28 protein-coding genes are annotated in these 25270 nt (G+C 38.2%); 20 read left to right on the top strand and 8 right to left on the bottom strand.

Annotation, left to right across the window (positions count from 1 at the left end):
* Positions 1-28: 28 nt before the first annotated feature.
* The 4 genes from ACZYRN_RS11440 (at position 29) to ACZYRN_RS11425 (ending at position 3408) form a co-directional block, all read left to right on the top strand.
* The gene (locus ACZYRN_RS11440; protein WP_488911719.1) at positions 29-1045 is read left to right on the top strand and encodes a FecCD family ABC transporter permease; all 1017 of its coding nucleotides are present in this window, start codon (positions 29-31) and stop codon (positions 1043-1045) included.
* A complete protein-coding gene (locus ACZYRN_RS11435; RefSeq protein ID WP_488911718.1) occupies positions 1038-2078 on the top strand; it encodes a FecCD family ABC transporter permease in 1041 nt (346 codons plus the stop codon). The genes ACZYRN_RS11440 and ACZYRN_RS11435 overlap by 8 nt, the downstream gene beginning before the upstream one ends.
* Positions 2079-2114: 36 nt before the next feature.
* Entirely contained in the window at positions 2115-2936 is an 822-nt protein-coding gene (locus tag ACZYRN_RS11430) for an ABC transporter ATP-binding protein (RefSeq protein ID WP_488911717.1), read from the top strand.
* Between the two features lie 223 nt (positions 2937-3159).
* The gene (locus ACZYRN_RS11425; RefSeq protein WP_488911716.1) at positions 3160-3408 is read left to right on the top strand and encodes a hypothetical protein; all 249 of its coding nucleotides are present in this window, start codon (positions 3160-3162) and stop codon (positions 3406-3408) included.
* 171 nt (positions 3409-3579) lie between these two features.
* Here the strand turns inward: ACZYRN_RS11425 and ACZYRN_RS11420 are convergent, their stop codons facing one another.
* The gene (locus tag ACZYRN_RS11420) at positions 3580-3711 is read right to left on the bottom strand and encodes a DUF1540 domain-containing protein (RefSeq protein ID WP_488911760.1); all 132 of its coding nucleotides are present in this window, start codon (positions 3709-3711) and stop codon (positions 3580-3582) included.
* Between the two features lie 184 nt (positions 3712-3895).
* Here ACZYRN_RS11420 and ACZYRN_RS11415 point away from each other — a divergent pair, with 184 nt between their 5' ends.
* From ACZYRN_RS11415 to ACZYRN_RS11395, 5 genes are all read left to right on the top strand, one after another.
* Positions 3896-4591, top strand: coding sequence for a TrkA C-terminal domain-containing protein (locus tag ACZYRN_RS11415; RefSeq protein WP_488911715.1), 696 nt, complete (start codon positions 3896-3898; stop codon positions 4589-4591).
* Between the two features lie 224 nt (positions 4592-4815).
* Positions 4816-5082: a hypothetical protein gene (locus ACZYRN_RS11410; protein ID WP_488911714.1), complete on the top strand. Its 267-nt coding sequence runs from the start codon at positions 4816-4818 to the stop codon at positions 5080-5082.
* A 343-nt stretch (positions 5083-5425) separates the two neighbouring features.
* Positions 5426-6091 carry a GntR family transcriptional regulator gene (locus tag ACZYRN_RS11405; protein ID WP_488911713.1) on the top strand — a complete coding sequence of 222 codons (666 nt, stop codon included), beginning with the start codon at positions 5426-5428 and terminating at the stop codon, positions 6089-6091.
* Between the two features lie 6 nt (positions 6092-6097).
* Entirely contained in the window at positions 6098-7048 is a 951-nt protein-coding gene (locus ACZYRN_RS11400; RefSeq protein ID WP_488911712.1) for a DMT family transporter, read from the top strand.
* 70 nt (positions 7049-7118) lie between these two features.
* Positions 7119-7919 (top strand): hypothetical protein, encoded by an 801-nt coding sequence (locus tag ACZYRN_RS11395; RefSeq protein WP_488911711.1) that lies wholly within the window; start codon positions 7119-7121, stop codon positions 7917-7919.
* Positions 7920-8001: 82 nt separating this feature from the next.
* Here the strand turns inward: ACZYRN_RS11395 and ACZYRN_RS11390 are convergent, their stop codons facing one another.
* Positions 8002-8940, bottom strand: a complete 939-nt coding sequence (locus ACZYRN_RS11390; protein WP_488911710.1) for an AEC family transporter — start codon at positions 8938-8940, stop codon at positions 8002-8004.
* Between the two features lie 309 nt (positions 8941-9249).
* On the opposite strand from ACZYRN_RS11390, the gene pruA reads away from it, so the two are divergent.
* Positions 9250-10797: an L-glutamate gamma-semialdehyde dehydrogenase gene (gene pruA / locus ACZYRN_RS11385; RefSeq protein ID WP_488911709.1), complete on the top strand. Its 1548-nt coding sequence runs from the start codon at positions 9250-9252 to the stop codon at positions 10795-10797.
* 380 nt (positions 10798-11177) lie between these two features.
* Here the strand turns inward: pruA and ACZYRN_RS11380 are convergent, their stop codons facing one another.
* Complete coding sequence (locus ACZYRN_RS11380) at positions 11178-12095, bottom strand: proline dehydrogenase family protein (RefSeq protein ID WP_488911708.1); 918 nt, start codon at positions 12093-12095, stop codon at positions 11178-11180.
* A gap of 297 nt (positions 12096-12392) precedes the next feature.
* Between ACZYRN_RS11380 and ACZYRN_RS11375 the strand changes: the two genes are divergently transcribed.
* Positions 12393-12656, top strand: a complete 264-nt coding sequence (locus ACZYRN_RS11375; RefSeq protein WP_488911707.1) for a DUF1292 domain-containing protein — start codon at positions 12393-12395, stop codon at positions 12654-12656.
* Positions 12657-12899: 243 nt separating this feature from the next.
* Here ACZYRN_RS11375 and ACZYRN_RS11370 read toward each other — a convergent pair whose 3' ends face one another.
* On the bottom strand, positions 12900-13115 hold the full coding sequence (locus tag ACZYRN_RS11370) for a hypothetical protein (protein ID WP_488911706.1): 216 nt from the start codon (positions 13113-13115) through the stop codon (positions 12900-12902).
* A 302-nt stretch (positions 13116-13417) separates the two neighbouring features.
* On the opposite strand from ACZYRN_RS11370, the gene ACZYRN_RS11365 reads away from it, so the two are divergent.
* Positions 13418-13783 (top strand): hypothetical protein, encoded by a 366-nt coding sequence (locus ACZYRN_RS11365; protein ID WP_488911705.1) that lies wholly within the window; start codon positions 13418-13420, stop codon positions 13781-13783.
* Positions 13784-13933: 150 nt separating this feature from the next.
* Here the strand turns inward: ACZYRN_RS11365 and ACZYRN_RS11360 are convergent, their stop codons facing one another.
* Complete coding sequence (locus ACZYRN_RS11360) at positions 13934-14362, bottom strand: OsmC family protein (protein WP_488911759.1); 429 nt, start codon at positions 14360-14362, stop codon at positions 13934-13936.
* Between the two features lie 298 nt (positions 14363-14660).
* On the opposite strand from ACZYRN_RS11360, the gene ACZYRN_RS11355 reads away from it, so the two are divergent.
* Together ACZYRN_RS11355 and ACZYRN_RS11350 are read left to right on the top strand one after the other, a co-directional pair.
* Positions 14661-15254 carry a DUF2238 domain-containing protein gene (locus ACZYRN_RS11355; protein ID WP_488911704.1) on the top strand — a complete coding sequence of 198 codons (594 nt, stop codon included), beginning with the start codon at positions 14661-14663 and terminating at the stop codon, positions 15252-15254.
* 35 nt (positions 15255-15289) lie between these two features.
* The gene (locus ACZYRN_RS11350) at positions 15290-15511 is read left to right on the top strand and encodes an S-layer homology domain-containing protein (RefSeq protein WP_488911703.1); all 222 of its coding nucleotides are present in this window, start codon (positions 15290-15292) and stop codon (positions 15509-15511) included.
* A gap of 266 nt (positions 15512-15777) precedes the next feature.
* Here ACZYRN_RS11350 and ACZYRN_RS11345 read toward each other — a convergent pair whose 3' ends face one another.
* The gene (locus ACZYRN_RS11345; RefSeq protein WP_488911702.1) at positions 15778-16026 is read right to left on the bottom strand and encodes a hypothetical protein; all 249 of its coding nucleotides are present in this window, start codon (positions 16024-16026) and stop codon (positions 15778-15780) included.
* 201 nt (positions 16027-16227) lie between these two features.
* On the opposite strand from ACZYRN_RS11345, the gene ACZYRN_RS11340 reads away from it, so the two are divergent.
* The gene (locus ACZYRN_RS11340) at positions 16228-17067 is read left to right on the top strand and encodes a DUF2268 domain-containing putative Zn-dependent protease (protein ID WP_488911701.1); all 840 of its coding nucleotides are present in this window, start codon (positions 16228-16230) and stop codon (positions 17065-17067) included.
* 21 nt (positions 17068-17088) lie between these two features.
* Here the strand turns inward: ACZYRN_RS11340 and ACZYRN_RS11335 are convergent, their stop codons facing one another.
* Positions 17089-17796: a class I SAM-dependent methyltransferase gene (locus ACZYRN_RS11335; protein ID WP_488911700.1), complete on the bottom strand. Its 708-nt coding sequence runs from the start codon at positions 17794-17796 to the stop codon at positions 17089-17091.
* A 700-nt stretch (positions 17797-18496) separates the two neighbouring features.
* On the opposite strand from ACZYRN_RS11335, the gene corA reads away from it, so the two are divergent.
* On the top strand, positions 18497-19474 hold the full coding sequence (corA, locus tag ACZYRN_RS11330) for a magnesium/cobalt transporter CorA (protein WP_488911699.1): 978 nt from the start codon (positions 18497-18499) through the stop codon (positions 19472-19474).
* A 740-nt stretch (positions 19475-20214) separates the two neighbouring features.
* Here corA and ACZYRN_RS11325 read toward each other — a convergent pair.
* Positions 20215-20865 carry a GntR family transcriptional regulator gene (locus tag ACZYRN_RS11325; protein WP_488911698.1) on the bottom strand — a complete coding sequence of 217 codons (651 nt, stop codon included), beginning with the start codon at positions 20863-20865 and terminating at the stop codon, positions 20215-20217.
* A 315-nt stretch (positions 20866-21180) separates the two neighbouring features.
* Here ACZYRN_RS11325 and ACZYRN_RS11320 point away from each other — a divergent pair, with 315 nt between their 5' ends.
* From ACZYRN_RS11320 to ACZYRN_RS11305, 4 genes are all read left to right on the top strand, one after another.
* Positions 21181-22155: a metallophosphoesterase family protein gene (locus ACZYRN_RS11320; protein WP_488911697.1), complete on the top strand. Its 975-nt coding sequence runs from the start codon at positions 21181-21183 to the stop codon at positions 22153-22155.
* Between the two features lie 87 nt (positions 22156-22242).
* Entirely contained in the window at positions 22243-23007 is a 765-nt protein-coding gene (locus ACZYRN_RS11315; protein ID WP_488911696.1) for a tyrosine-protein phosphatase, read from the top strand.
* Positions 23008-23063: 56 nt separating this feature from the next.
* A complete protein-coding gene (locus ACZYRN_RS11310; protein WP_488911694.1) occupies positions 23064-23894 on the top strand; it encodes a metallophosphoesterase family protein in 831 nt (276 codons plus the stop codon).
* A 30-nt stretch (positions 23895-23924) separates the two neighbouring features.
* On the top strand, positions 23925-25244 hold the full coding sequence (locus ACZYRN_RS11305) for an ABC transporter substrate-binding protein (protein WP_488911692.1): 1320 nt from the start codon (positions 23925-23927) through the stop codon (positions 25242-25244).
* Positions 25245-25270 lie beyond the last annotated feature (26 nt).

The following is a 25270-nucleotide window of genomic DNA, read 5'->3' as shown; positions in this document are numbered from 1 at the left end:
ATCATTAAAGATTGAAAGAAGGATTGATATGGAGCATTTACTTTCTCGTCCATCTTTGAAAATAGGAGGATTATTTGTTTGCATTTCTCTATTTATTGTCTCCTTCATGCTGAGCATGGCACTTGGCCAGACAACGATTCCACTGCAGACAACCTTCGATGCCCTATTCAACTATGACGAGTCGAACACGGAACATATTATCATTACAACATCGCGAACGACGAGAGCAATTATAGCGTCTGTCATTGGTGCCAATCTTGCCATAGCGGGTGCTCTTATGCAGGCGTTAACGAGAAATCCATTGGCAGCTCCTGATATTTTTGGCATTAATGCCGGTGCACTCTTTTTTATCGTTTTTTCTGCCACTTTTTTTTCCGTTAACTCATTGGTTAGTTATATGTGGATCGCTTTTTTAGGAGCAGCTGTTGCTGGAGTACTCGTTTTCTTCCTTGGTTCGGTCGGAAGAGATGGATTAACTCCTATTAAAATTGTATTGGCCGGGTCGGCGATAACGGCTCTTTTTGTTTCGTTTACGCAAGGCCTACTAGTGATTGATGAGCAGGCCATACAAAGTATTTTATTTTGGCTGGCGGGATCGGTTGCGGGACGCAGTATGGATATGCTGCTGCCTGTATTGCCATTTATGCTGGGTGCCGGTTTTCTTACCTTTTTTTTAGGCCGGCCTATTAATATTTTAATGTCTGGTGATGACGTGGCGAAAGGCCTTGGACAGCGGACGGTTTTTGTGAAGGTTATGATTGGGATTATTGTGGTGCTGCTAGCTGGCGGATCAGTAGCTGTAGCCGGCTCGATCGGATTTATTGGCTTAATTGTACCGCATATAGTTCGGGGTCTCGTAGGTCCTGATTACCGATGGGTCATTCCCTTTAGTGCTTTAATTGGAGCTATTCTTTTGTTATTAGCTGATATGGCAGCAAGGTTTGTGATTATGCCGCAGGAAATGCCCATTGGAGTGATGACTGCTGTAATAGGTGCTCCATTTTTTGTTTATATTGCACGCAGGGGGTTATCGAAAAATGACTAGTTTTCTCACAGTAAGAACAAAATCGGGCTCTATTTCATTCCAAACGTATAAAAAAACATGGAGGATCATTCTGCTTCTCAGTTTATTATCATTGGTGCTTTTCATGATCAGTTTATCAGTGGGAAGCAGTTTTATCGCTCCCAACGCGGTGATCAAACAGTTACTCGGCTATGGGAATGGCGAGTATGACTTTGTCCTAAATACATTGAGGCTGCCTAGAGTATTGCTTGCTTTTATGGTTGGAGCGGCCCTTGCCGTATCTGGATTGATTTTGCAGGGAGTGATCAGAAATCCCCTCGCTTCCCCGGATATTATCGGGATCACAAGCGGGGCCTCCGTTGGCGCCATCGTCTTTATTGTTTATTTAATGGGGGCAGTAAGCCTGACATGGCTTCCTGCAGCCGCAATCGGAGGAGCAGCTATTTCAGCCATCATTATTTATGGGCTGTCATGGAAAAAAGGCGTCACGCCGATCCGCCTTGTACTGATGGGAATTGGCATCGCCGCAATCATGAAAGCTTTCGTCATGATGATGCTTGTAATGAGTGAAGCAGCTGTAACGACTAAATCTTACCTTTGGTTGACAGGCAGCTTATATGGTACGAATTGGATAGACGTTTATTCGATGCTGCCATGGATTCTTCTCTTTATTCCTATTACACTTTTCTTTTCCAGGACTGTTAATGCCACCGAATTGGGTGACGATGTAGCTGCGGGTCTTGGTGTAAAAGTGGAATTGCAGCGTCTTGTGCTTCTTTTTATCAGTGTTGTTCTGGCCGGGTCTGCGGTAGCATTTGCAGGTGGAATTGAGTTTGTCGGGTTAATTGCACCTCACATTGGCAGAATGATTGCCGGACGTTCGTTTGGCGGGTTAGTCCCTATATCTGCCCTCATTGGCGGAATCATTGTCATGCTGGCTGATATGGCAGCGAGGACAGCCTTTCTACCGCTCGATATCCCAGCAGGCGTTTTTACAGCGGGGATTGGAGCACCGTTTTTTATTTATTTGTTGTACAGAAACCGAAATAAGTGAAGAAATGACATAGATTGTAAAGAAAGGACTGAGACGATGAGTGTGTTAGAAGCACAGTCTTTAACTCTGAGTTATGGAGAAAATTATATTATCGAAAATCTTGACCTAGAAATACCTGAGGGGGAAATAACCGTTTTAGTCGGGGCAAACGGCTGCGGGAAATCAACTTTATTGCGATCACTTGCCCGTCTTTTAAAGCCAAAGTCAGGGGGTATTTTATTGGAGGGTGATCTGGTAGGAAGCTTATCAACAAAAGAGGTCGCAAAACGTCTTGCCATTCTTCCTCAAGGCCCGATCGCCCCAGAGGGCCTTACTGTTTTGCAGCTGATTAAGCAAGGAAGATATCCCCATCAAAGCTGGTTAAAGCAATGGTCGAGAGAGGATGAAAAAATTGTTCAACAAGCCCTTGAAGCGACCCGTATGCAGGAATTTTCTGAAAGAGCGGTTGACTCATTATCTGGCGGGCAAAGACAAAGAGCGTGGATTGCGATGACACTGGCACAGAAAACCAATATTATTTTGCTGGATGAACCGACCACATATTTAGACATGACCCATCAAATAGAGATTTTGGACCTTTTGTTTGATCTGAATGAACAGGAAAATCGCACGGTTGTTATGGTTCTGCATGATTTAAACCTAGCTTGTCGATATGCGCATCATATTGTGGCAATTCGCGATAAAAAAATATACGCACAAGGGAAACCAGAAGATATCGTAAACACTGGTATGGTAAGAGATGTATTTCAAATGAATTGCGACATCACGGAAGACCCTTTATTTGGCACACCGATGTGTATTCCGCATGGAAAAGGCAGACAGATTAATAAAAAGAAGCAGCAGAATATTTTGTTGTAAGTTATATAATAGCATTGAATATGCAGGAGCCGGGTGATGATGAATGAGCTTAAAGCATTCAATATATAGGCAGAGTTTCACAAGCTTCACACAAGATCTCAATAATCGATCGTTACCACATCCCAGATAATTAATAGAAATTCCATTCAAAGCATCTACTCATGAACTCCTATTGTTAGCCATATATTGAAACAATATAAGGTAGTATATAGAGGAGGAGCATATGCACACAAAAGAAATGCGTTTACGAAAAATTCAACATCTTGCTCATGAAATCATGTACGAGATGAATGCAAGAAAAGAGCTAGAACAGTCTGATCCATTAAGGATTATGATTGATAATTTATCTCGGGCAATTGGCGATTTATCAGATCCATTAGGCAACTATTCGATCAGCTATATAGAGGAAAAAGTGGCTAATGCTCATTACTTGCTATTTAAAAACGAAAAAAAGAAACAGTTTCATCCTTAAATTCTCTTGGAATGCCTCAGTATAACGCAGCTAATCTAAACTTTTTTACTCCATTCCTTTTCAAAAGAGATATAAAAAATAAAAATAATTCAACAAACTTGAATGAAAATGATATTTATTATCAATAATATATAGAAAAGGGTAACCATCATGATGGTTACCCTAGAATAATTAAGCTTCTGCTTCAAAGGTTTTACAATCCGTTTCTTCACTTTGGGCTGCTTGTTTGCCTTTATGGCTAACTACATAAATAGAATCTGCAGTACATTTGTTTCCAGAATCCCAATACCTACAGTTGTTCACTTCACAAAGAACATCCTTCCTTTGTTTAGATACCCTCGTTTCCTTTTTTAAAGCATTCTCCAAATGAAAATTTTTCAGGAAGACAATTTATTCTATTTTCCCCAAAACATCCTTTGTTTGATTAAAAGCAAAAAGGGTATTCTTTTCTAGACGAATATATTGAAGAAAGAAGGGGAAAACGGGAATGGAAATGCTTTTTATCTTCCTATACTTGCTGATTATTCTGCTTGTTATTGAGATATCGGTCATTCTGTTTAATTTTACGGGTCTTGAAAAGCCGGTTTCCCGCTATCAAGTCATTTCCATGCTGACAGGAACCGGATTTACGACGGATGAATCCCAATTAATTATTGATCACCCTGTTCGAAGAAAAATTAGTGCCTTTTTAATTTTATTTGGTGCTTTTTCTCTTGCGGTGATCATTTCCGCGATTACCAATATGTTATCCAATGATTTACGTTTAACCGAGTTACTTTGGATTAATGGTGTTCTGCTCATTATTCTGCTTATCGGCAAAGCCCCTTTTCTGCGGAATAAACTACAGGGGAAAATAGATGATGAAATGCAGAAAAAGCTAGACATATCTGAACTTCCGATCAAAGACGCCTTATACCTGGATGAAAATGATGTCGTAACGGAAGTCGCGATAAAGGAAGACTCTGATCTTGCAGGAACGAAGATATTGGATCTGTTTAAAAATGAAGAAGACATTACCCTGCTCTTTATCAAACGGGGGGAAATCAACATTCGAAACACGATGCATAATGAAAGCGTTCAGGCCGGAGATGATCTTTTTCTTTATGGGAATAGGGAAGAGATTGAAAAGAAGTTTTTAAATAAAAACGGAACAGAGGAACATCAAGAAATTGAACGTTCTTAGACTGTAAAAACGATTCTTTTTATTTCACAAAAGAAAACCGCTGATCGGAATCGGATACCCTCCTAGTTTCATCGTGTCTTGACGATGCGATCCACCATACGAGTCTAACTCCAGAACTTCAGGATGAAGGAAGAACATATTGGAATTCTCTCAATGAATTGGTTGAAAATGGGATATAAATCACCGATATAAGAACGGAGTAGGTCTAGCTAGAAGGTTAATTAATGAAAATTTCAAACGGATTATTTTGTTATACAAATAGTCTTGCTACTAATCAAAATGGTGTGACTAATAAAGAGAAGCAATACCTTAATCAGAGTAATAAACAAAAAATTGGCACTGTAGAGATATTTGATCAAAGAGAGAGTAGCAGTAGGATTTTATTAGATAAAGGAACAGCTGCACATACGACTATACAGGTGGACTACGGCATATTTAGTAGAATAAGAAATTATACGCTAACAATTCTGAAAGTAATTGGACAGAGTTAGGGGGTGACGGAGAGAAAAGATGGATTGTTATTAATGGCCAACGATTCGAGTCGCCCTTAAGTCAGGAAGAAAAAAAGCAGCTGAGAAAGCAAGTGAAAATACACTTTTAGACATGCTGATTGAATACGAAAACAAAAAAGAAGAGAACGGAAAAAAACGGAGGGAAAATCACTCTTTTCCCAGTCTTATAAGAAGTAGTTGGACAATATGCAAGTATTTTATTTTACGAGTGAAAGCATTTCTTCAAGAAGGAGAAATGCTTCTTTGTTGAAGAAAGAAGCAGGTATATTGAAGAAGACAAATAATAATTGTTAAAATAACCAATATGCGATATATTGGTTTTATGAAAAAAGATATGATAAAACCAATTAAACGTTTGTCTTTGAGAGATGAAGTATATAAAACTTTAAAAAAGTCAATCATCACTTTGGAATTACATCCAGAAGAACGCTTAAATGACAAAAAGTTAGCAGAGAAGTTTGGAATAAGTCGTACCCCTGTTAGGGAGGCCCTTAAACGACTAGAAGACGAAGGTCTTGTTGAGTCACTTCCGGGGTCATCGACTCGTGTAGCACCATTAAAATTAGAGGAGGCGAAAGATGCTTTTACGGTTGTAGCCGTTTTACATGCTTTAGCTGCTAGACTTGCATGCCCATTATTAAAGGATAAGGATATTGAAGAATTAGAGTTTTATAATAAGACGTTGCGTCTTTTAATTGAAAAAGGTGATGTTGTTAAGGCGATTGAGGCCGATGCAAATTTTCACAGGGTTTTCTTAGATGTCGCTGGAAATTCTGAAATAGTATTCGCATTAGAACGTAGTGTACCAAAAATTCAACGATTAGAGTTTTCACAATTTACTGTGCTAAAAGGGTTGAATTCGGTTGAACAGCACAATCAAATTATATCAGCTTGTAAAAATAAGGAGTATGGAATAGTCGTCCATCTTGTAGAAGAAAACTGGCTTAGTCTTGGCGAACTATTAACACAACAAACGGGGCCGAGGTGAGTTTAGTTGCAACCCATTTTAATAGGTATTTTTGCAGCCTTTTTTTTTGCTTTTACATTTGTTCTCAATACAGCTATGGAGTTGTCTGGCGGTAGTTGGATTTGGAGTGCATCACTCCGTTATATTTTTATGATTCCATTTCTTTTATGTATTGTAATAATAAGGAAAAATCTACGGCCGCTCTTAAATGAAATGAGAAAATATCCTGGAAAATGGATGTTATGGAGTTTTGTTGGGTTTGGATTATTTTATGCTCCCTTATGTTTTGCAGCCGCTTATTCGCCTGGCTGGCTTATCGCGGGAACATGGCAAATAACGATTATTTCAGGTGCCTTACTTGCACCGCTGTTTTTTGAAACGATATACACAAAAAACGGACTTTTACAGGTAAGAGGGAAAATTCCCATTAAAGGACTTATCATGTCACATATCATTTTGTTAGGCATTGTTCTCATGCAATTTGAATACGCAAAACATCTTTCTGTAGGAACATTATTACTTGGCGTTATCCCCGTTCTAATCGCATCATTTGCTTATCCTTTAGGGAATCGCAAAATGATGGATGTGTGCGAAGGGCGTTTAGATGCTTATCAACGTGTATTGGGAATGACGTTGGCGAGTCTTCCATTCTGGTTTTTACTTTCGTTATATGGCTTTTATACAGTAGGATTACCAAGTAAAGGACAGAGTTTTCAATCTTTATTGGTGGCACTTTTTTCTGGAGTCATTGCGACTGTCCTCTTTTTTAAAGCAACAGATATGGTGAGAGGAAATATGCAAAAATTAGCTGCTGTTGAAGCAACGCAATCAATGGAAGTGCTTTTTGCATTGGCCGGGGAATTACTCCTTTTGTCAACGCCGATTCCATCTCTATTATCTTGGTACGGTATCTTGATCGTCATTCTTGGCATGATTTTGCATAGTTACATCTCAAATAAAAAGGTATTGGTTGAATAGATGTTTAGAAATAAAACATAATTGACTGGTAAGGTGTTTCATATAAACAAAAAAGAAAGGAAGTACACATATGGCGATTACATATCCTCACATTGAAGATTCGAGTTTAACGCATTATATTTCTCCAGAAGGAGAGTATCAACTCTTTGAAAATGAAGAACATTATGCAGAAAAAGTGAGAGAGTGGGGGCTTTCCTCCACAAAAGAAGTGAAAAAAGAATTTTGGTACAAAGATAAAACGTATCAACGGCTGGTCACAATTAAAGGATATGAGGAGTTTGGTGTTTCAAACACATTTAATACGCTTGTTATTGAATTTCAAGATGGCCATTTAAGCTGTATTTACCCGGACTATCTAAAAGATATGCAATCATCTAATTTTGGAAAAGAAAACAATGTAAATAAGACAGAAGCTGAAGATCATTCTGCTTCCTCAACACCGCCAACTGAAAAGCCGAAAGCAGAAAGTGCAAAGAAAGGAATGTCCGATACAGCACCGCAGCCTTCAGATACAAAATTAAAGAAGGCTGAACAAACAAAAATCGAATTGCCGGCAGAGAAGGTGCACTTTACGGCAACAGTAAAACAGTTTGCCCTAAGTTGGAATCATTTTAATGAAGAAAATGATGAAGTCGTCGTATTGGATCAAGTTCAAATTGAGCAAGAACATCCAATTGACGTTGGGATTGCTTGGTGCAGTCACAGTAAGACGCTAAAAAAAATGGAACTGCAACCAGGAGAAAAAATTGAATTTGACGGAAAAATAGTGAAAAAGAAATTGCCAAAAGGGAAAGAAGCAGAAGAAGAGTTTATCTTAAATGAACCGGCATTATTTAAAATAAACAATCCATCCAAAATTGTTAAACAATAGTCTTTCTATATAAGTGACAGAAAATACCTCCCTTGGACACCAAGCGGGGGTATTTCTGGATTTTCCATTGAAGAAGGGAATCTTACAATACATATACATTCACCAAATAGATCATGAATGGAATGGTTAATAAGGCCAAGAGCGTAGATAGGACCGTCGTTATCGCGCCAAGGTTTTCATCTGCGGAATATTTGGCAAACAGAATAGATGCCAGTGTCAGCGTGGGCATCATGGACTGAATGAGAACGGTTTGCAGGATGGTCCGTTCAAGGTTTAAAAAGAGCATGAGTACAGCTACTATTCCAGGAAGGAGTAACAGCTTAGTTGTTAAGGGAATCCACACTTTTGATCCGGATTCTTTCACTTTTGATTTTCGCAGCGTTGTGACAAGAACTCCAATATAAAACATCGCTAACGGTGCTGCTAATGCGGCTAATTGATCAACAAGGTTAATGATCAATAAGGGAGGAGTAAATTGGACATAAGCAATGGTTAACCCTGCTGCAATGGCTATAATGGGCAGGTTAATGACAGATTTAAATGTTTGAATGTCAAAAAACTTATTCCTTTGAAGCATAAATGCTCCTACAGTCCATGTGGTAAAGTCCATTCCTGCATCGAAAATAGCTGCATAAAGGGCACCTTCAGGGCCAAGAAGCAGCGCGCATAAAGGAATCCCAATAAATCCTGTATTACCAAGACCCGATAGCAAGGCTAATTCTCTTTTAATCGTAGATTGACGATAAAAAACAAACGAAAGCAGCCATCCAACCCCGATTCCAATCAGATTGATCAAAATAGATAAACAAAAAACGAGTACCATCATCTTAAACATATTCTCGTTCATTTCTACATGGAAAATGCTCGATAATATAATGCACGGAATGGCGACATTCACGATTACACTAATGAAAACTCCTCTTGTGTCCTCATTGAATTTGAACGTTTTTGAGAGGAGGGTCCCTATGAGAATCATACAGGATATAATAGCAATTGATTGAATAACGATGTTTAGTTCCATTTTGATACCAACCTGTCTACATAATATGACAAAAAGTCTCCAAAAAAGAGTATACAACTGATTTTGAAAAAGGAACAGGGGATTTTTTACATGAGAATGTAAAATGAAAAAGAGCCGATTTTAGAGCGGACAGGGAATCAACTTTTTTATCGATTTATTTTACAGGTATTACACATAAAGCCAATCGTGTTTTAGCTCTGAAAGGACGAACTTTCGATACTATTCTTTAGTAAGGAAGAATAAGTTCAATATAGACAAGCCATTTATTCTCATCGGTTACATGGATCAAGTCAATTTGGAGGGATGTTCATGGTAACAGTCTATACACACGAACCCTTTACTGATTTTACGAAAGAAGAAAACAAAATGGCCTTTCAGCAAGCGCTTGCTTATGTGAATAATGAACTTGGACAAGAATACCCGCTTGTCATTAATGGTGAAAAAATCGTGTCAAGAGTAAGAGTAAAGTCTATTAATCCGGCAAAAAAAACTGAAATGATTGGCATAGTATCCATGGCGGACAAACAATTGGCAGAAAAGGCGATGCAGGCGGCACTTCAAGCATTTGAAATGTGGAAAACAACAGACGCCGCGTATCGTGCCAACATTTTATTCCGCGCTGCCGCGATCATCCGCCGTCGGAAGCATGAGTTTTCAAGCTGGCTCGTAAAAGAAGCGGGGAAGCCATGGAAAGAAGCAGATGCAGATACGGCAGAAGCAATTGATTTTCTTGAATATTACGCAAGGCAGATGCTTGAATTGAAAAACGGTGCGCCAGTTAACAGCCGTCCGGGTGAGCAAAATGTGTTCCACTACATTCCTCTCGGGGTTGGCATTGTCATATCGCCGTTCAATTTTCCGTTGGCGATTATGGCGGGAACGGTTGTCGCTGCGCTTGTCACGGGCAATACTGTTCTTTTAAAGCCGGCCGAGACAGCACCAGTTGTGGCCGCAAAATTTGTGGAAGTGATGGAGGAAGCGGGTCTTCCGCCAGGTGTCTTGAATTACATTCCGGGAAGCGGCGCTGAAATTGGGGATTATCTTGTGGAGCACCCGAAAACACGGTTTGTATCGTTTACGGGCTCTCGTGCTGTCGGCTGCCGCATTTATGAACGTGCGGCAAAAGTACAGGAAGGACAAATTTGGCTGAAACGGGTTATTGCGGAAATGGGCGGAAAAGATACGGTTCTTGTTGATTTTGACGCTGATCTTGACCTGGCTGCTTCATCCATCGTTTACTCGGCCTTTGGCTTTTCCGGTCAAAAATGTTCAGCGGGCTCCCGTGCAGTCATTCATCAGGATGTGTACGAGGAAGTGCTTGAAAAAGTGGTGAAACTAACTGAAACATTAAAGGTGGGCAATCCGGAACAGGCGGATACGTATATGGGACCGGTCATTGATGAAAAAGCATACCGAAAAATTATGGACTATATAGAGATTGGCAAAGAAGAAGGCCGCTTGATGACAGGTGGAACAGGAAATACGGAAAAGGGATACTTTATTCAACCGACGATTTTTGCGGATGTAAAAGAAAAAGGCCGTCTAATGCAGGAAGAAATCTTTGGACCGGTAGTGGCCATTTGCAAAGCGGCCGATTTTGATCATATGATGGCCATTGCGAATAACACGGATTACGGCTTAACAGGGGCATTGATTTCCAATAATCGCGAACATATTAAACGGGCACGAAAAGAATTCCATGTTGGCAATCTATACTTTAACCGCGGCTGTACGGGCGCGATTGTCGGATATCAGCCATTTGGCGGATTTAATATGTCAGGAACCGATTCAAAAGCGGGGAGCCCGGATTACTTGCTTCTCCATCTGCAGGGGCAGACAATATCGGAGGCGTTTTGAAGGGAAAAAGGGTCTCCGCAAAAATCTGTTATTCAATAAAGAGGGGATGAGCATCCGCTTATAAAGTGAAACTTCATTCAGTGGGGGTTTAGGCCCATAGGACGTGGGTCATGCAGACGTTGTCGCAGGACGTGACGGGTTTAGTCTGCGTTCCGTATCACCCACTGAATAAGAGGAACTCAGGTAAAGAGCGCCGCGTCCTCGAGGTAATACCTGAGTGACCAGGCTCAGCCTGGCCCGAACCAATCGGGCTTTTACGGGCAGTTGATCCCTAACGAAGCCTTCTTTTCTTTGAGAAGTCTTGAAGTGGGGGTCTTACTGCCCGTTTATGCGGGATAAATAGTGGTTCATCCCTTCGTTTTGCAGTCATTACAAACATCTTAATTCTTTAGAAAAAAACCTTTCAACGCAAAGGAAATATTTTGAGGCCGTTCAGCGAGCCGGCGCATGAAATAACCAAACCAGTCATCGCCAAAGGGGATATAGACGCGCATTTTATATCCTTCTTGAACTAGACTTACTTGCATCTCTGTTCTGAAACCATACAGCATTTGAAATTCAAATTGATCACGCTTAATTTCATTTTGCTCCGCCAATTCTTTTACTTTAGAAATAATCTGATGATCATGGGTCGCAATCGCTGTATAACTTCCGCTCAATAAATGTTCTTCAATGATTCTCATATAATTTTCATCTACTTTTTTCTTCTCCTGATAAGCAACTTCAGAAGATTCTTTATATGCCCCTTTTACTAAACGAAGGGGAATGCCTTTCAACTCTTTCACATCCTGTTCGGCTCGAAACAAATAAGCTTGAATGACGGTACCGACATTGCTGTACGTTTCCCGCAGCTCTCTTAAAATGTCTAAGGTTATTTGGCAATGCGCGTAATCTTCCATATCGATTCGGACGAAGTTATTGTATTTTTTAGCGGTTTTGACAATTCGATGCATATTTTCGACACAGAAATCCCGGTCAATATCTAAACCAAGCTGGGTCATTTTAACTGACAAGTTGCTATTGACACCAGCCTTGGCGATGGCTTCCAATGTTCTTACATTCCATTCAGTCGCCTTTATCGCATCTTCCCGGCTTGAAACAAATTCTCCTAAATGATCGAGGGTACAAAGAAGTCCTTTTTCATTTAATCGTTGAACGTGATGGATCGCGCTTTCTATGGTTCTTCCCGCTACGACTTGGGATGCACCAAATTGAAGTCCCCATTTCTTTGCGGCTGTATTTAAAGCTTTATTTTTTGAAACATAGAGAAATACATTTTTCGAAATCCTGGCTAACATTGATATCCCCCCCTAAAGATATTTAATGTTATTTAGATGATTTCATGCTGGCTAACTTCGGGAAATGGTTCGGCCTTTCCTATCAGTGTACTTATTATATTCGCTTGTATATGTATATGTATATGCATAAAGGAATAAACTTCGCTGTTTCAGAGGAAGGATACGTTTCAAGAAAATCATCAAAAGAATGAAAATATCCTAAACAATAAGATCGTTGTTTTTCTTTTAAAAGATAACTTATGGGGAATACTATTTTCGTCTGATTACTTTTAGAAAAATATGGGAGGGAAAGACACTATGGAAAAAATTGAAGCTGGCGATATCTTAACTTTGGTTGATGAAAACGATCAAGAGCAAGAATTTGAAGTGCTGGACATGTTAAGTCTAGATGGAAACGAATACGTAGCTGTCGGATCTGTAGAAGAAGATCAAGAAGAGCTAGAAGAAGAAATTGAAGTTTTCTTTTTCAAAGTTGAAGCGGACGAGCAATTATCCATTATCGAGGACGACGAGGAATTTGAAAAAGTATTTGCTGCATTTGACAACAGGATAGAAGAGTAAAAACAAAGGAATATAATTTTTGAAAGACCAGAAAAGAGTCTAGCCAACACGTTAGACTCTTTTTGCTCTTTCTATCACGATACGTTGTATGCGCTATTGTAAATGGAGGATGAAGGCGTGACGCTCTCGCTTCATCCTGATAAGGGCTCTCACTCTGAATTTATTTGTCCAATTATGTGTAGCCGAGTGAAATATCAACAAAGGAAGATGTATATTTGTCCGGTTAATTCTGCACGGTTTGCGCTACTCCCATCGACGTTTTTCTTCTAATATGCGGCTTACGGTAGAATGATCAATAATCGCTTGTGCCTGATCAGATGAGAGTCCTCGATCCTTTTGCAGCCAGTGATACATATGAAGTTGAACGGTCTCAAACGGTTCTAATTCGTGTTTTCTTGTTTGTTTGTCAAGTCTGAGCAAATAGTCTTTATGAAGTTCAAAATAAGTAGTTTTATTCATATGAATCTCTCCTTTTTATACTGTATACCCAAAAAGAGCAAAAGAAAAAACGGAATTCCTCTGTTCATTTTACTAGATTTAGTGTATTATTTTCTTAAGGGAAGATAAAGTTTTTAAGATAAGTAGAAATATTTTTAAAATTGAAAGCGTTTCCAATTATTGTTCATTGATTTAAAAAGGTGACATGAGATAATGATAATAGAAGAATACTTATAGATGTAAACACGTTTTTAATTTAATTGGTACGGCTAAATAAAGAAATATCAGTTGACATAGACTAAATACAGGAAGGGGCAAGGAGCATGTTAAAAAGAGGGGATTGGATTACTGCTCAGATCGATAATTATCACGTGGTCGGTTTTATTGAGAACATCTCGGTGGCACGCAACGAAGTATTTATTACTAAAGTAGCAAATCAGGTTGAAGGTGTGACGTACGCGATAAAACCAACACCGAAACTATTTACCGTTGATCGTATTGAAGAACTTCCATTAACACTTGAAAAAGAAGATTGGGATTGTTTAATTGATCTGGCCATTCAGACGGATGACAAGAAATGGTTTGAACAACTGGTTGAAAGAATGTTACTTGATGAAAAAGAAAAAAGAGAAACGCAATCAACTTTGTCTTCCTTCAAGCCCGACGGTTTTTACAGTGAACGCTTGTAAAAATGAGAATTTGGTTAAATATTGCTATATAAAAACCGTTTAGATTTTCCAAACGGTTTTTTTTGATGGAATGCAATAAATGAGTGAAGGTGTTAGAACATAATCAAAATGTGAAGCATGTTTTAGCGTGTTCTCTATCGTATCCGCTTGTTATCCTTTAACCCATTCTATTTCTAATACAATGCCGGCTGCCCTCATCATCGTCAGAACGGGGCAGCGGGCATCTGTTTTTTCTTTCAGTTCAGCAATCCGCTCGGCTGATTCATTTGTTGCGACGCTTACTTTAAGCCATACTTTTTTAAAAAAGACTTGTGCTCCTGCTCCTCCTCGCATTCCTCGCGGGTCAAAGCGGCCTTTCACATCAAACTTCATTGACTGAAGATCAAAGTTCATTTCCTGTGCTACCATAGCGGCCACTATATTTTCACACCCTGCCAAAGAAGCCAAAAGATAAGAAAGCGGGTCGGGCCCCTCATCGTTTCCACCTAAAATAGGCGGTTCATCAATGATAATTTCATGTTGCTTTGCTTTTACAGTCGTTTTCATTTTTTCTGTTATACCTGTAACGTGAAAGGTCATTATATCGTTTAAATTCAATCTATTGATCCTCCTGTTTATGAATGTTGCTTCTGTATCTTGCCACTATAATGAAAAATTAAACGTTCTATAGGCAGTGAACATGAGGATCGGCATCTAACTGGAGATCATTTGAACGGGGTATAAACTTGCTAATCTTTTCAGATGGATTGATACGGCTTGGAAAAATTCCAGTTCAATAAGCGATTAAGGGCTTATGAGCAAAAGTGAAAAGGATTACGGATAAATTACATCGTGTTGAACATACTAATCAGAACTTTTATAGACGAGGCGAATCATATTGAAAAAGAAAGCAATCCTGATTTTAAGTATCTCTTTTGTTGTCTTAATGGCTGCTGCCTTTATCTTCAAGGTTTTAAATGGAGACTCTGCTAGCTGGTTAGATGCGCTTGGCCGAATTTTAGTCAGTTTGCTGCCTATATTGCTTCTCTTTCTGAAAAAAATCCCATTTAGTTTGTCTCTCATCATTAGTTTTTATATTTTGCTGTTCTGTACGTTCTTTTTGGGAGCCATTCTGAAATTTTATGATCGTTTTCCTTGGTGGGATACGACTCTTCATTTCTTCGGAAGTGTTTTTATGGCCTTTGTTGGCATGACAATGTATTCACTTTTCATACCTGTACGGGCAGAAAAGGATATTTCCCGATGGATGATCTTTACATTTGTTTTCTCATTCGCTGTGACGGGAAGCGCCATTTGGGAAAGCATTGAATTTGTTGGGTCCGTTACCACTATACTGAAAGAAGACAGCAGTAAGGATATAATGACCGATTTGCTGGCAGGTGTGGCAGGAGCCTGTTTGATAGCCGTTTATGCCTTGCTTCAAAAAAAGACAAATGTCGGAAATAATATGGGCAGCGGCACTGGCGAATGAATGTCTGTTTTTAAAGATGAAGAAGGGTTTAAAAAATGATCCAAATCGCTGTACTGTTCATTACAGATATACCAAAATCTTATCGTTTCGCTTATGATATCGCAGCAATACATGAAGCGGGGATCATTATGGGATTTGATGATAAAACATTTCATCATGAGGAAGAAATGACACGTAACGAAATGGTGGCCATCCTCCATCATGCGTTACATACAAAGACATCAGTTAAAGTCACTGAGCATATGAGGACATCGTGACGAAGGTTTCAATCGATAAAACAGGTCTTTTCAAAGGTGAAAATTCTACAATAATCATCATGCAACACGTGAAGCATTTACGGCTGCTATCTATAATGCTGTCAATGCAAAAAAAGAAAAAATAAGTCCCCGATCCGTCCGGATCAGGGCTTATTTTTATACAAAATTTTTGAACTTCTCTGTCTATGAAGAATGCTGCTAGAATGGCTAAGGGTGTTTGATAGCACATATCGAGAGAAGAATGGCTTAAAGATTGAAAATGAAGATTACCAGAAGAACGCCGTTGCTAAGACAATCCCCGTAATGAAACCGAGAGCCAATGGATAACCATATCCGCCTCCAAATCCTCCGAAAAATCCATAGCCAAAGCCTCCAGGGCTTTTAGGACGCAGCCAAACATAATCCTTATTAACTCTAGTAATTTCTCCCACATGAACCCGGCCATTACGATCTGTTATTCTGACCATTTTCCCGTGGTATTTACAGCAACGATTATACATATTTGAATAGGGCATACATATCCTCCTTTTAATCTTATTTACATGCTTGCATGTATATTATTAACATATGTAGAAAATGAGATTTCGTAATAGACACTTGTCTTCATCTACGCACTATATTTATTAAAATGAAAATATAGTGTCCTCCTTTAATAATGAGACATCCGAGATCATATAAATAAGAAAGTACGTATGCGTAAAAAAGGGGGGAGACATTTGTCGGTTATAGAGACACAAACATGGCTGAATACGTTCGTGAAAGCATGCAAAGAACAACCATCAAGAGAGCCCTACTTTATTCAATGTGAGACTTTATGTGATCCACTAAAAGACTGGTTTTCTAAAATAAGCGCTGAAGAACTGCATTATCACTTATTAGAACAAGGATTATGTGAACCCGGGGAATGGAAAGAGATTGTAACGGCTGTTCAGAAGATGGAAAAAATCAACGCGTGGAGACTAGTGAATCAGGAATACCAACGATTAAAAAAGAAATGGAATGGTCCAGAGGCTCCGATCTTTATTTTTCCAATTAAAAATGCTCACCTTCCAGCGAGGAAAAATGGTATTAAAAAAAATGGGGTAACATTTATGGGAGCGATTTTTTTATTTTTATCGCCTGATCTAGTAAGAGAAGAAATAAAGGCTATATTCGCTCATGAATATAACCATGTGTGCCGGTTAGCCTATTTAGATATAAAGAATGAAAAGCTATCTCTAAAAGATTCGCTTATTATTGAAGGACTCGGGGAGTTTGCCGTTAAAGAATTATATGGCGAAAAGTGGTTAGCCCCATGGGCCCATCTTTATTCATATGAAGAGAGCATAGGATTGTGGGAGCGTCACTTTGTTCCGTCATTGACTGTGATGGGGAAGGAAAAACACGATCTTTTTTTATATGGTGATCATCGACAACTTCCGAAATGGATTGGGTATCATATAGGGTTTCAAATCGTGGATTCCTATCAAATGCGTCACGGTCCTTTTCAGAATAACGAATTGTACGCTAAAACGTCTGAAGAGTTGATCGCCGGATCTAAGTTTCCATATAAGTAACTAATCAGGAAAAATAAAAAATTAGTTGAAACCACACCGAAACACACGAAAACCAAGAGGGACGGTGGATTGATGGATAAAAGAGTGATGATTTTCCCATAGATCATATAATTCATCGCTAAGATTTTTCGATGGATTTATATCCGTAATGTCCGTTTGGATGAGTTCAGAAGAGGGTTTTATCATGTCGATGTGTGTAAACCCGATCTGTTGCAGTGTCCTTTTCCATTCCTCTTCGCTCAAAACTTCGTGTATGCCATATAGGGTGCACACTTTTTTTTGTACTTTTCTTGATAAGGGTTTTTCCGCGGTCATTTCAATTAGGATCATCCGTCCATCCTTTTTTAATAATCTGAACAGTTCATTTAACGTCTTAGAAATAGCAGTAAACGTAATAACAGATTCCGCTAGAATGAAATCAAAACTATTATCTTCAAAATGTAATTTTTGTGCATCTCCTTCGATCACTTGTACGGTTGACTTTTGATTCTTAAAGCGTTCTCTTGCTTTGTCAAGCATAATGGGGTGATTATCTACGGCTGTCACTTGACAACCATATTTTTGGTGGAGAAAAGCGGCTGTTTGTCCGGTCCCGCAGCCAATATCTAAAACTGAACTGCATGGGGTAATGAATTCATCTTGCAAGAGGAGTTTTGTTAAAGGAAAACCACCAGGGTGCGCTCCGCCAATTCCAAAATAGGCTAATAAATCTAAATAGTTATGGCTCATCAAGTATCCCCTATTCCTAAAAATTTTTTGCTAGTAGTGGTACTATATACCAACTTATGTTGAACCTTAAGCGAGGTGCATGTGAAAATGATGGATTATTTTAAGTTTCACTGGTCAATCGATTTGTTTCTTTTCAAGTAAAAGAATCTAATACAACGCTCTTCAAAGATGTGTGATCCGTTTCAACTAAGTTTTCGAGCAGGTTTTTAATTTATGTCTACAGTTCGGTTTTCCCCAATGTCCTTTATCACCCCTGAAAGGTTTGTCCATAAACTCGTAGGTAGTAAGAATACTTCTGAGAAAAGTAGATTATAATGGTTTTGGTATTGAATATAAGATTATTATGTATATAGTTAGATCGACACTAAAGGAAAAACTATATAAAAAAATCAAGTTGCATCTCTATGTAAAAATGAATATAATCGGGACATAAGAGAACGATTATTCCTATATTCACGTTATAAATAGGAAATTCTACTAAAGCATTTATAGGCTTTTTATGGCTCCTTTCTGCCTGAAGGGGGCCTTTTTATCAATTTTGGAGGTGAGGAAATGGATACTGATGACCCAAATTCGATAGGTACTTTCAAGAACATGACAAGATTGAGGCAGCAAAAGTGTTCCTGTTCCTCTTGTACCACCAAAGAAGATCCTAGCAACCTTTAAATGCCTCGAATAAATTAGACGAGGTGAATGATGGATGATTAAGACATATCTTTATAGAAATGACAATGACAAACAAGAAATGATCTCCAATATTAACTTATCGGATGTTAATAAGCATTTAAGCGATGCAGATAGTTTGTTGTGGATTGATATTTATGATGTACAAAGCCATGAATTGTATGAAGTGGCAAAGATTTTTGATTTTCATCCTTTAGCGATTGAGGATTGCCTTCATGATAGCCCGCGGGCAAAGATGGATAATTATGAGGATTATAAATTTTTCGTTCTCCATGCCCTTCGTTATAACGAGGATAGTGATAATGAGATTACCACCCTTGAGCTGAACGTTTTTGTTGGTCCAAACTATGTGGTAACTATTCACAAGCGCAAGTTAAAATGGCTTGGACAAATGGACGCAATCTGTTCTAAGAATACAAAATATATGAATAAGGGTGCGGACTTTCTTTTATACGCTTTAATTGATGGGATCACCGATGAATATTTCCCTATTCTTGACCGAATTAGTATTCGGATTGATGAGTTAGAAAATGAAATTTATGATGAAGCAATAAGAGGAGTAACGGAAGAGTTTCTGGCGTTAAAACGCACCATCATATTAATTCGGCGAGTGATCCTCCCGCAGCGTAGAATCTTTTTAACGGTTGATGGGAAATGGAAGTTCGATATTAGAGAAGAAAACGTTCCATTTTATACGGATCTGATTGATCATCTGGAGCGTATTGTAGACGCAACAGAAACATTTAGAGATTTAGTAAACAGTGCACTGGATACTTATTATTCAATCATCAATGCAAAATCCTCAGAAAAATTAAACGTTCTTACATTGATATCAACGATCATGCTGCCTTTAACATTTGTGACAGGTTTTTTTGGAATGAATGTTCCTTTGCCTTATCAGGATTCTCCCATTGCAACGATTCTTATCTTTTCATTTCTAGTTCTATTAACTTTTGGAATGTGGAAATACTTTAAAAAGAAGCAGCTATTATAACGAATTAAGGTGTTAGTCCCTTTAAAACGATGTTTAAATAGACAAGATTATCGACAAACGAAAAGATGCCTTAATCCCATACTAGGATAAAGGCATTTCAGACTGTCAACAAAGCCGCTTTTCAAATCTTCGATTTGAGGCGGCTTTGTCTTTTTAGCGTTATTGTGTGGATCTATTCAAACTGGTCGTGATGTTTTCCACGACCAGCTTGCCATTTTTCTGAGGTTCATGGCAGCGAAAGTAAGCATCGCCTGCATGGTGTAACCGCCAAGTAGAAATGGACACTTTCTTACCTAAAAATGCTGAATAAGAATGAACATTATTTTCCAGTAGAGACGTGCACTTTATCTGGAGAGGCGGGCATGATAGCCTACTTCGGCTAAGCCAGATTCTTTGATTCATCTGGCTTCATGGCTCATAATCTTGCCCACAGAGGCTCCATGTAAAGTGACAACGTGCACCCACAAATTCCAGTAAAAGTGTTCACTTCAATTTTGCAAAAAGTGTTCAAAGTTATCAGGCGGTTACAAGGTTCTGGTGCAAACCTCAAATTTTGTTAAAATATAAGGTTAATACTGAATATTTCTAGTTTTTATACCATGAAAATTCGGTATTAATTTTTTTATGATGGTTTGTTTGTCTGATTCTTTTTGTACTAGAACCAACAGGAGAAGCAGCCAAGGATTTTTTGAAAAAGCACTTGGTTGATTTGCTTTGACTTGATCCTAAACTACTAGATCTTAAAATGAACCACTCATCATTACTCTTTCACGCGTTTTTTGGCGCCATTCGTTTAATAATTGTCTAGCCTCTTCATAGTTTTCCTTTACTAATGCCTTGTAGATTGCCCGATTATAATGTGCACCTGAGAAAAGTCTTTGTTTTGGATAAAGTTTATAGCTTGCAACGGAATTCATCAAAATTTTATCTCGATGTGCATCCATAATTTGCAACATCACATTGTTTTTTGAAGTGGATATGAAGCTTCTAATAAATGATAGTGAAAGATTGGCATATTCGAAATAGCTACCTTGTTCTTTTTCTTTTAGTTGACGGTCTAATATATCTTTTAACTCACTAATAATAAACGTGTAAAGATCGGAATGTTCGACTAATTCTAGCACATACATCTGATGAGCAAAAGTCACCTCAAACATTTCGATAATTTCTTTGGAAGAGATTTCTTTTACCATTACCCCTCTATTTTTTAATGCAACGACAAGACCTTCTAATTCCAAGCGAGCGATCGCATTGGAAATCGGAGTCCGACTCATTTCCAGCTCCTCTGCAAGTTTATATATAGATAACAGACTTCCCGGCATGTATTCACAGGATAGAATTTTCTGTCGAATTGTTGTGTAAGCAGTATCAATAAGAGATGTAGACATCATTTTAAATTCCTTTCGCTCAAACTATAAAATAAATAGAAATTTTAATAAGGGAATTTTCCCTACAATTTTTTCATGTCTTTTTAATGTGTCAAACAAGAAGTAGTATCAGTGAAATGATTCATGTTGAAGCTTCATATCATTTTATTATACCCATTCGGCATAGTTTTTTAAGGAAAAAAACAGGTATTTACAAACTTTAATATTTTTTAACAATTTCTGATTAATTAAATAAATCATTTACATCAGATTAACATGCTATTAACATGCTACTGGCATACTGAAAAAGAATGATAGATATTGAAAAGGAGGATCCTGATGAATAAATTAATAGATCAAAAAAAAGCGATTGAAATTTATTACGAAAATGAAAAGTTTACTGCTGATAAGCGCCCATGGTTTGGTGAATTAAAGCCAACAGAGACAGGGGATTTTTCCTTTGCTGTTGTAGGTGACCGCTGCGGTATTACAACTCCGGGACTGTTTGAAAAAGGTCTAGAGCTTGTTCAAGCATTAAAGCCAGATTTTGTGTTATCTGTGGGAGATTTAATTGAAGGCTATTGGAATAGTGAAGCAGAAGCAAATGAGGAATGGGATTATGTTGATCATCTGTTAAAAAAAATCGAACTTCCTTTTTTTCATGTTGTTGGAAATCATGATTATGGGAATGAAACGATGGTAAAGGTTTGGCGTGAGCGTAAAGGCTTTGAATACTATGCATTCCGATATCATGATGCACTATTTTTATTTGTTAACACTGAAGAGTCACCAGGTGCAATGTCAGATGACTTTCTCGACGGATTTCGTAAGGTGACTGAAGCTGTGAAGCGTGAGCCTGAAAAATCAAAGGAGCATGTTCAAGAATTTTTTAATCAAATGATGAGTCAATTTTCAAGCGAGGATTTGGAAAAAGGAAATGTTCCAAATATCAGCAATGAGCAGCTTGCTTTTTTTGAAAATGTTCTAAAAGAGAACGAAGATGTAAACTGGACTTTTGTATTAATGCATAAGCCATCATGGAAAACAACAGACCCGCAGTACAAACGTCTTGAGGATATGCTGAAGAATAGAACATACACAATGTTTGCCGGACATCTTCATCAGTTAGAGGTTATGAAAAGAAACGGTCACGATCATATTCAAATGGGAAGAACAGGTGCATGCTGGCACGGTGAAGGGGTAGGATCCATTGATCATATCCTCTTGGTAACCGTTAAAGATGGGGAAACGAACTTTAAAGTAATTGATCTTGATGGGGTGTCCACATTAGAAAAGTACTCACTGGCCGAATAACTGCTAGTATTTAAGGCTCCTTTCTATCATGAAATTTAAGGGGAAATAGTAAAAAATCTATTTATTAATGACTTGAGGGTGATGTAAATGACAGAAGAAACGATACCACAGTGTTTATTGCCTCTTAAAGGTGTATTCAATTTTCGTGACATGGGTGGTTTAGGGACTATAGACGGAAGAAAGGTAAAAAAAGGGATTTTATTCCGTGCAGCTGAATTAACGGGATTAAAGGAAGAAGATTTAACCTATTTAGAAGCATTAAACCTAAAGATTGTTTTTGATTACCGTAGCAATAGTGAGGCAGACAGTAAACCAGACCCGATCATAGGACAAGCGAAAAACGAACGAGTTCCAGTAAATAGTCACGACCAAACCGCTTCTAATACAGAAAATATGGTTAGTGTATTAACGAGTGAGATGTTCACAAATTTATATGGTAGAATGCCTATTCAAAATGCGTCGTATCAAAGACTTATGACACTTCTCCAAAGACCGGAAGAAAATTTGCCGCTTGTTCATCATTGTACGGGCGGACGTGACCGTACGGGCGTCGGTGCAATGCTCATACTTATGACACTTGGTGTACCATATGAAATGGTAATAGAAGATTTCTTGTTATCGAACCATACGTTAGCCAATTATCATAAACAAATATTTGATGAAGTTGCTCAAATTGTATCTAAAGAGGAACTTGCCCGATTTAGAGATGCGTTTCTTTTGCAAGAAAATTATCTGCAAGCATCAATGGATTCTATCGTAAGGACATATGGAAATTTCGATACATATCTTGCAGAAGAATTTGGCATAACAGAAGAAATACGAGAAAGCATTAAAGATTTTTGTTTAGAATAAGTGTTCTATGAAATATTTGATTTTTAAAAAATAATAGCCGAGCCGGAGGTATTTTTATGAGCAAACTTAATTTTCTCCATATTACAGATACACACATTTTGCAAGAATACAAAGGTAGTCTACTAGAAAAGATGGATCGACCAAATAGTAATCCGTCAGATAACTTAATCAAAGTTTTAGAAAATGTAAAATCTTTAACACAAAAGCCGGATTTCATTTTAATTAGTGGGGATTTGGTACATGAGGGTAACGCAAGCGATTATGCATACTTTAAACAAATCATCGAGGATCATGTAAAAGACATCCCTGTTTATACAGCTCTTGGTAACCATGACGTTACGGCTGCGTATTGGGAAGGTTACGAAGGGAAAGTGAATTGTACAGATCAACTTTTCTATGAAACGAATATCAATGGTTACAGACTAATTGTCCTGGATTCAAGCTATGATCATAGCGGCGTTGGTATGGTTGATTCAGAACAGCTGGATTGGCTCGCCAATGTACTAAAAACTCCAGCTGAAAATGGCAGCTTAGTGGTCGTTCATCACCCACTTGAAGTAGGTGAAGTGAAAGATGGTCACGCTCTTACTAATTCTAAGGAACTTCTAAGCATCATTTGTGATATGGATGTAATCGCCGTGTTAAGTGGACATACCCACCAGAATAAATTGAGTAATATTGGTAAAATTCTGTTATCCACCGCAGATGGTATGGCATTTGGTGGTCATGTTAGTAACGAGAGCATGCAAATGAATGATCGAACGGGTTTCAGCTTATGTACGGTTGATGAAAATGGACTTGCTGTTCAAACAGTAAGATTCCCTGATGATATAACAGTATTGTTTAGTTTTTCTTTGAAAGAATTGCAAGAATTACACTCTAAATAAAAAATTTTTTTGAACGAAAGGATACGACAAATGAAATCTACTAAAAAGTTTTTTTCACTATTTATTGTTGCTATGTTCGTATTTTCAGTTTTGAGTGCATGTTCAGCATCTACAGAAACTTCAGGTGAAGCAGAATTAGGTAAATTAGATCCACAGAATCCAACGAAAGTTACTTTTTATTCGTATAGTTTAGGCTTTCCAACAATGAAAGGTGGAATGGAGCATTTAATTCAAGAATTTAATGACACGGTTGGGAAGGAAAAAGGCGTTATTGTTGAAGGCATTGCAGATCAGACAACGCAGCAGTTTAAAGCTGATATAGCTGCAGGAAAACAAGTAGATGTTATTCAACATGCCTTTGGAACGTTAGATAGTTCAAAAGAAACACTGGGTCTAAAAGCCTATGAAGATGTATTTCCTAAAAATGAATTGGAAGAACATTTTAATAGTATTTCTCCTAATGCATTAGAATTAGGAAAAATTGATGGCAAGATGTATGGATTAGCCTTTACATTTAGTACCCCAATTGTTTTTATTAATGGAAAATTATTTGAAGAAGCTGGCTTAGACCCAAACAACCCACCTAAAACATGGGATGAAGTAAAAGAGTATTCTTTAAAAATTAAAGAAGCAACTGGAAAAGATGGTTTTGGCTTAGCTCCGAATAACGGTTGGACAACAGAAGGGGTTATTTTGAGTAATGGTGGCGAAGTGCTTTCTGAGGATAGAAAGGAAGCAAAGTTTGCTAGTAAAGAAAGCGTTGAAGCCATTGAAATGTGGAAAGATCTCTATCAAAATGGTTCGCATGCAGTCGGTACTGACACGGAATTACCCGAACAGTTCATGGCGGGCAACCTAGGAATGTATATTACGTCTACAGCTTTGCATAGTGGGTTTAAAAAGGCTGCTGAAGCTGGTGGTTGGAAATTATATGGTGCAGAACTTCCACAATTCGGTGAAGCAAAATCAGTGCCAGTAAACTCAGGAAGTGTTTTAGCGGTAAGACCAGACTCACAAGAAAAAAATGCGGCGGTTTGGGAGTTTATTAAGTTTGTAACAGGGGATGAAGGCTATACGATTATTACTTCAGAAGTAGGTTACTTGCCTTTACGCACAGGACTCGCAGATGATCCGAAATACTTGAAAGATTTTGTTGAAAAAAATCCGTTATATAAAATCAATCTAGAACAATTAGAACAAATTCATCCAGTAGCCATTTGGCCAGGGGAGTATGCAACAGAAGCTTCATCGATCTTTATGGATGCGATTGTAAAAGCAGTATCAACAGATGCAGATGTATCAGAGACGTTAACAGAAGCCGAAAATCAAATAAACGAAATGATCAAATAAAGAGTCTTAACATTCGTTTAGATTAC

Source organism: Domibacillus sp. F004, assembly GCF_057814295.1.
Note: the sequence above shows the minus strand (reverse complement) of the source record. Positions and strands in the feature narration are given on the sequence as shown.

Coding starts and splice junctions, on each gene's coding strand:
- ACZYRN_RS11440 (WP_488911719.1), top strand. CDS start 29: ATGGAGCATTTACTTTCTCGTCCATCTTTGAAAATAGGAGGATTATTT.
- ACZYRN_RS11435 (WP_488911718.1), top strand. CDS start 1,038: ATGACTAGTTTTCTCACAGTAAGAACAAAATCGGGCTCTATTTCATTC.
- ACZYRN_RS11430 (WP_488911717.1), top strand. CDS start 2,115: ATGAGTGTGTTAGAAGCACAGTCTTTAACTCTGAGTTATGGAGAAAAT.
- ACZYRN_RS11425 (WP_488911716.1), top strand. CDS start 3,160: ATGCACACAAAAGAAATGCGTTTACGAAAAATTCAACATCTTGCTCAT.
- ACZYRN_RS11415 (WP_488911715.1), top strand. CDS start 3,896: ATGGAAATGCTTTTTATCTTCCTATACTTGCTGATTATTCTGCTTGTT.
- ACZYRN_RS11410 (WP_488911714.1), top strand. CDS start 4,816: ATGAAAATTTCAAACGGATTATTTTGTTATACAAATAGTCTTGCTACT.
- ACZYRN_RS11405 (WP_488911713.1), top strand. CDS start 5,426: ATGAAAAAAGATATGATAAAACCAATTAAACGTTTGTCTTTGAGAGAT.
- ACZYRN_RS11395 (WP_488911711.1), top strand. CDS start 7,119: ATGGCGATTACATATCCTCACATTGAAGATTCGAGTTTAACGCATTAT.
- ACZYRN_RS11390 (WP_488911710.1), bottom strand. CDS start 8,940: ATGGAACTAAACATCGTTATTCAATCAATTGCTATTATATCCTGTATG.
- pruA (WP_488911709.1), top strand. CDS start 9,250: ATGGTAACAGTCTATACACACGAACCCTTTACTGATTTTACGAAAGAA.
- ACZYRN_RS11380 (WP_488911708.1), bottom strand. CDS start 12,095: ATGTTAGCCAGGATTTCGAAAAATGTATTTCTCTATGTTTCAAAAAAT.
- ACZYRN_RS11375 (WP_488911707.1), top strand. CDS start 12,393: ATGGAAAAAATTGAAGCTGGCGATATCTTAACTTTGGTTGATGAAAAC.
- ACZYRN_RS11370 (WP_488911706.1), bottom strand. CDS start 13,115: ATGAATAAAACTACTTATTTTGAACTTCATAAAGACTATTTGCTCAGA.
- ACZYRN_RS11365 (WP_488911705.1), top strand. CDS start 13,418: ATGTTAAAAAGAGGGGATTGGATTACTGCTCAGATCGATAATTATCAC.
- ACZYRN_RS11360 (WP_488911759.1), bottom strand. CDS start 14,362: ATGACCTTTCACGTTACAGGTATAACAGAAAAAATGAAAACGACTGTA.
- ACZYRN_RS11350 (WP_488911703.1), top strand. CDS start 15,290: ATGATCCAAATCGCTGTACTGTTCATTACAGATATACCAAAATCTTAT.
- ACZYRN_RS11345 (WP_488911702.1), bottom strand. CDS start 16,026: ATGCCCTATTCAAATATGTATAATCGTTGCTGTAAATACCACGGGAAA.
- ACZYRN_RS11335 (WP_488911700.1), bottom strand. CDS start 17,796: ATGAGCCATAACTATTTAGATTTATTAGCCTATTTTGGAATTGGCGGA.
- corA (WP_488911699.1), top strand. CDS start 18,497: ATGATTAAGACATATCTTTATAGAAATGACAATGACAAACAAGAAATG.
- ACZYRN_RS11325 (WP_488911698.1), bottom strand. CDS start 20,865: ATGATGTCTACATCTCTTATTGATACTGCTTACACAACAATTCGACAG.
- ACZYRN_RS11320 (WP_488911697.1), top strand. CDS start 21,181: ATGAATAAATTAATAGATCAAAAAAAAGCGATTGAAATTTATTACGAA.
- ACZYRN_RS11315 (WP_488911696.1), top strand. CDS start 22,243: ATGACAGAAGAAACGATACCACAGTGTTTATTGCCTCTTAAAGGTGTA.
- ACZYRN_RS11310 (WP_488911694.1), top strand. CDS start 23,064: ATGAGCAAACTTAATTTTCTCCATATTACAGATACACACATTTTGCAA.
- ACZYRN_RS11305 (WP_488911692.1), top strand. CDS start 23,925: ATGAAATCTACTAAAAAGTTTTTTTCACTATTTATTGTTGCTATGTTC.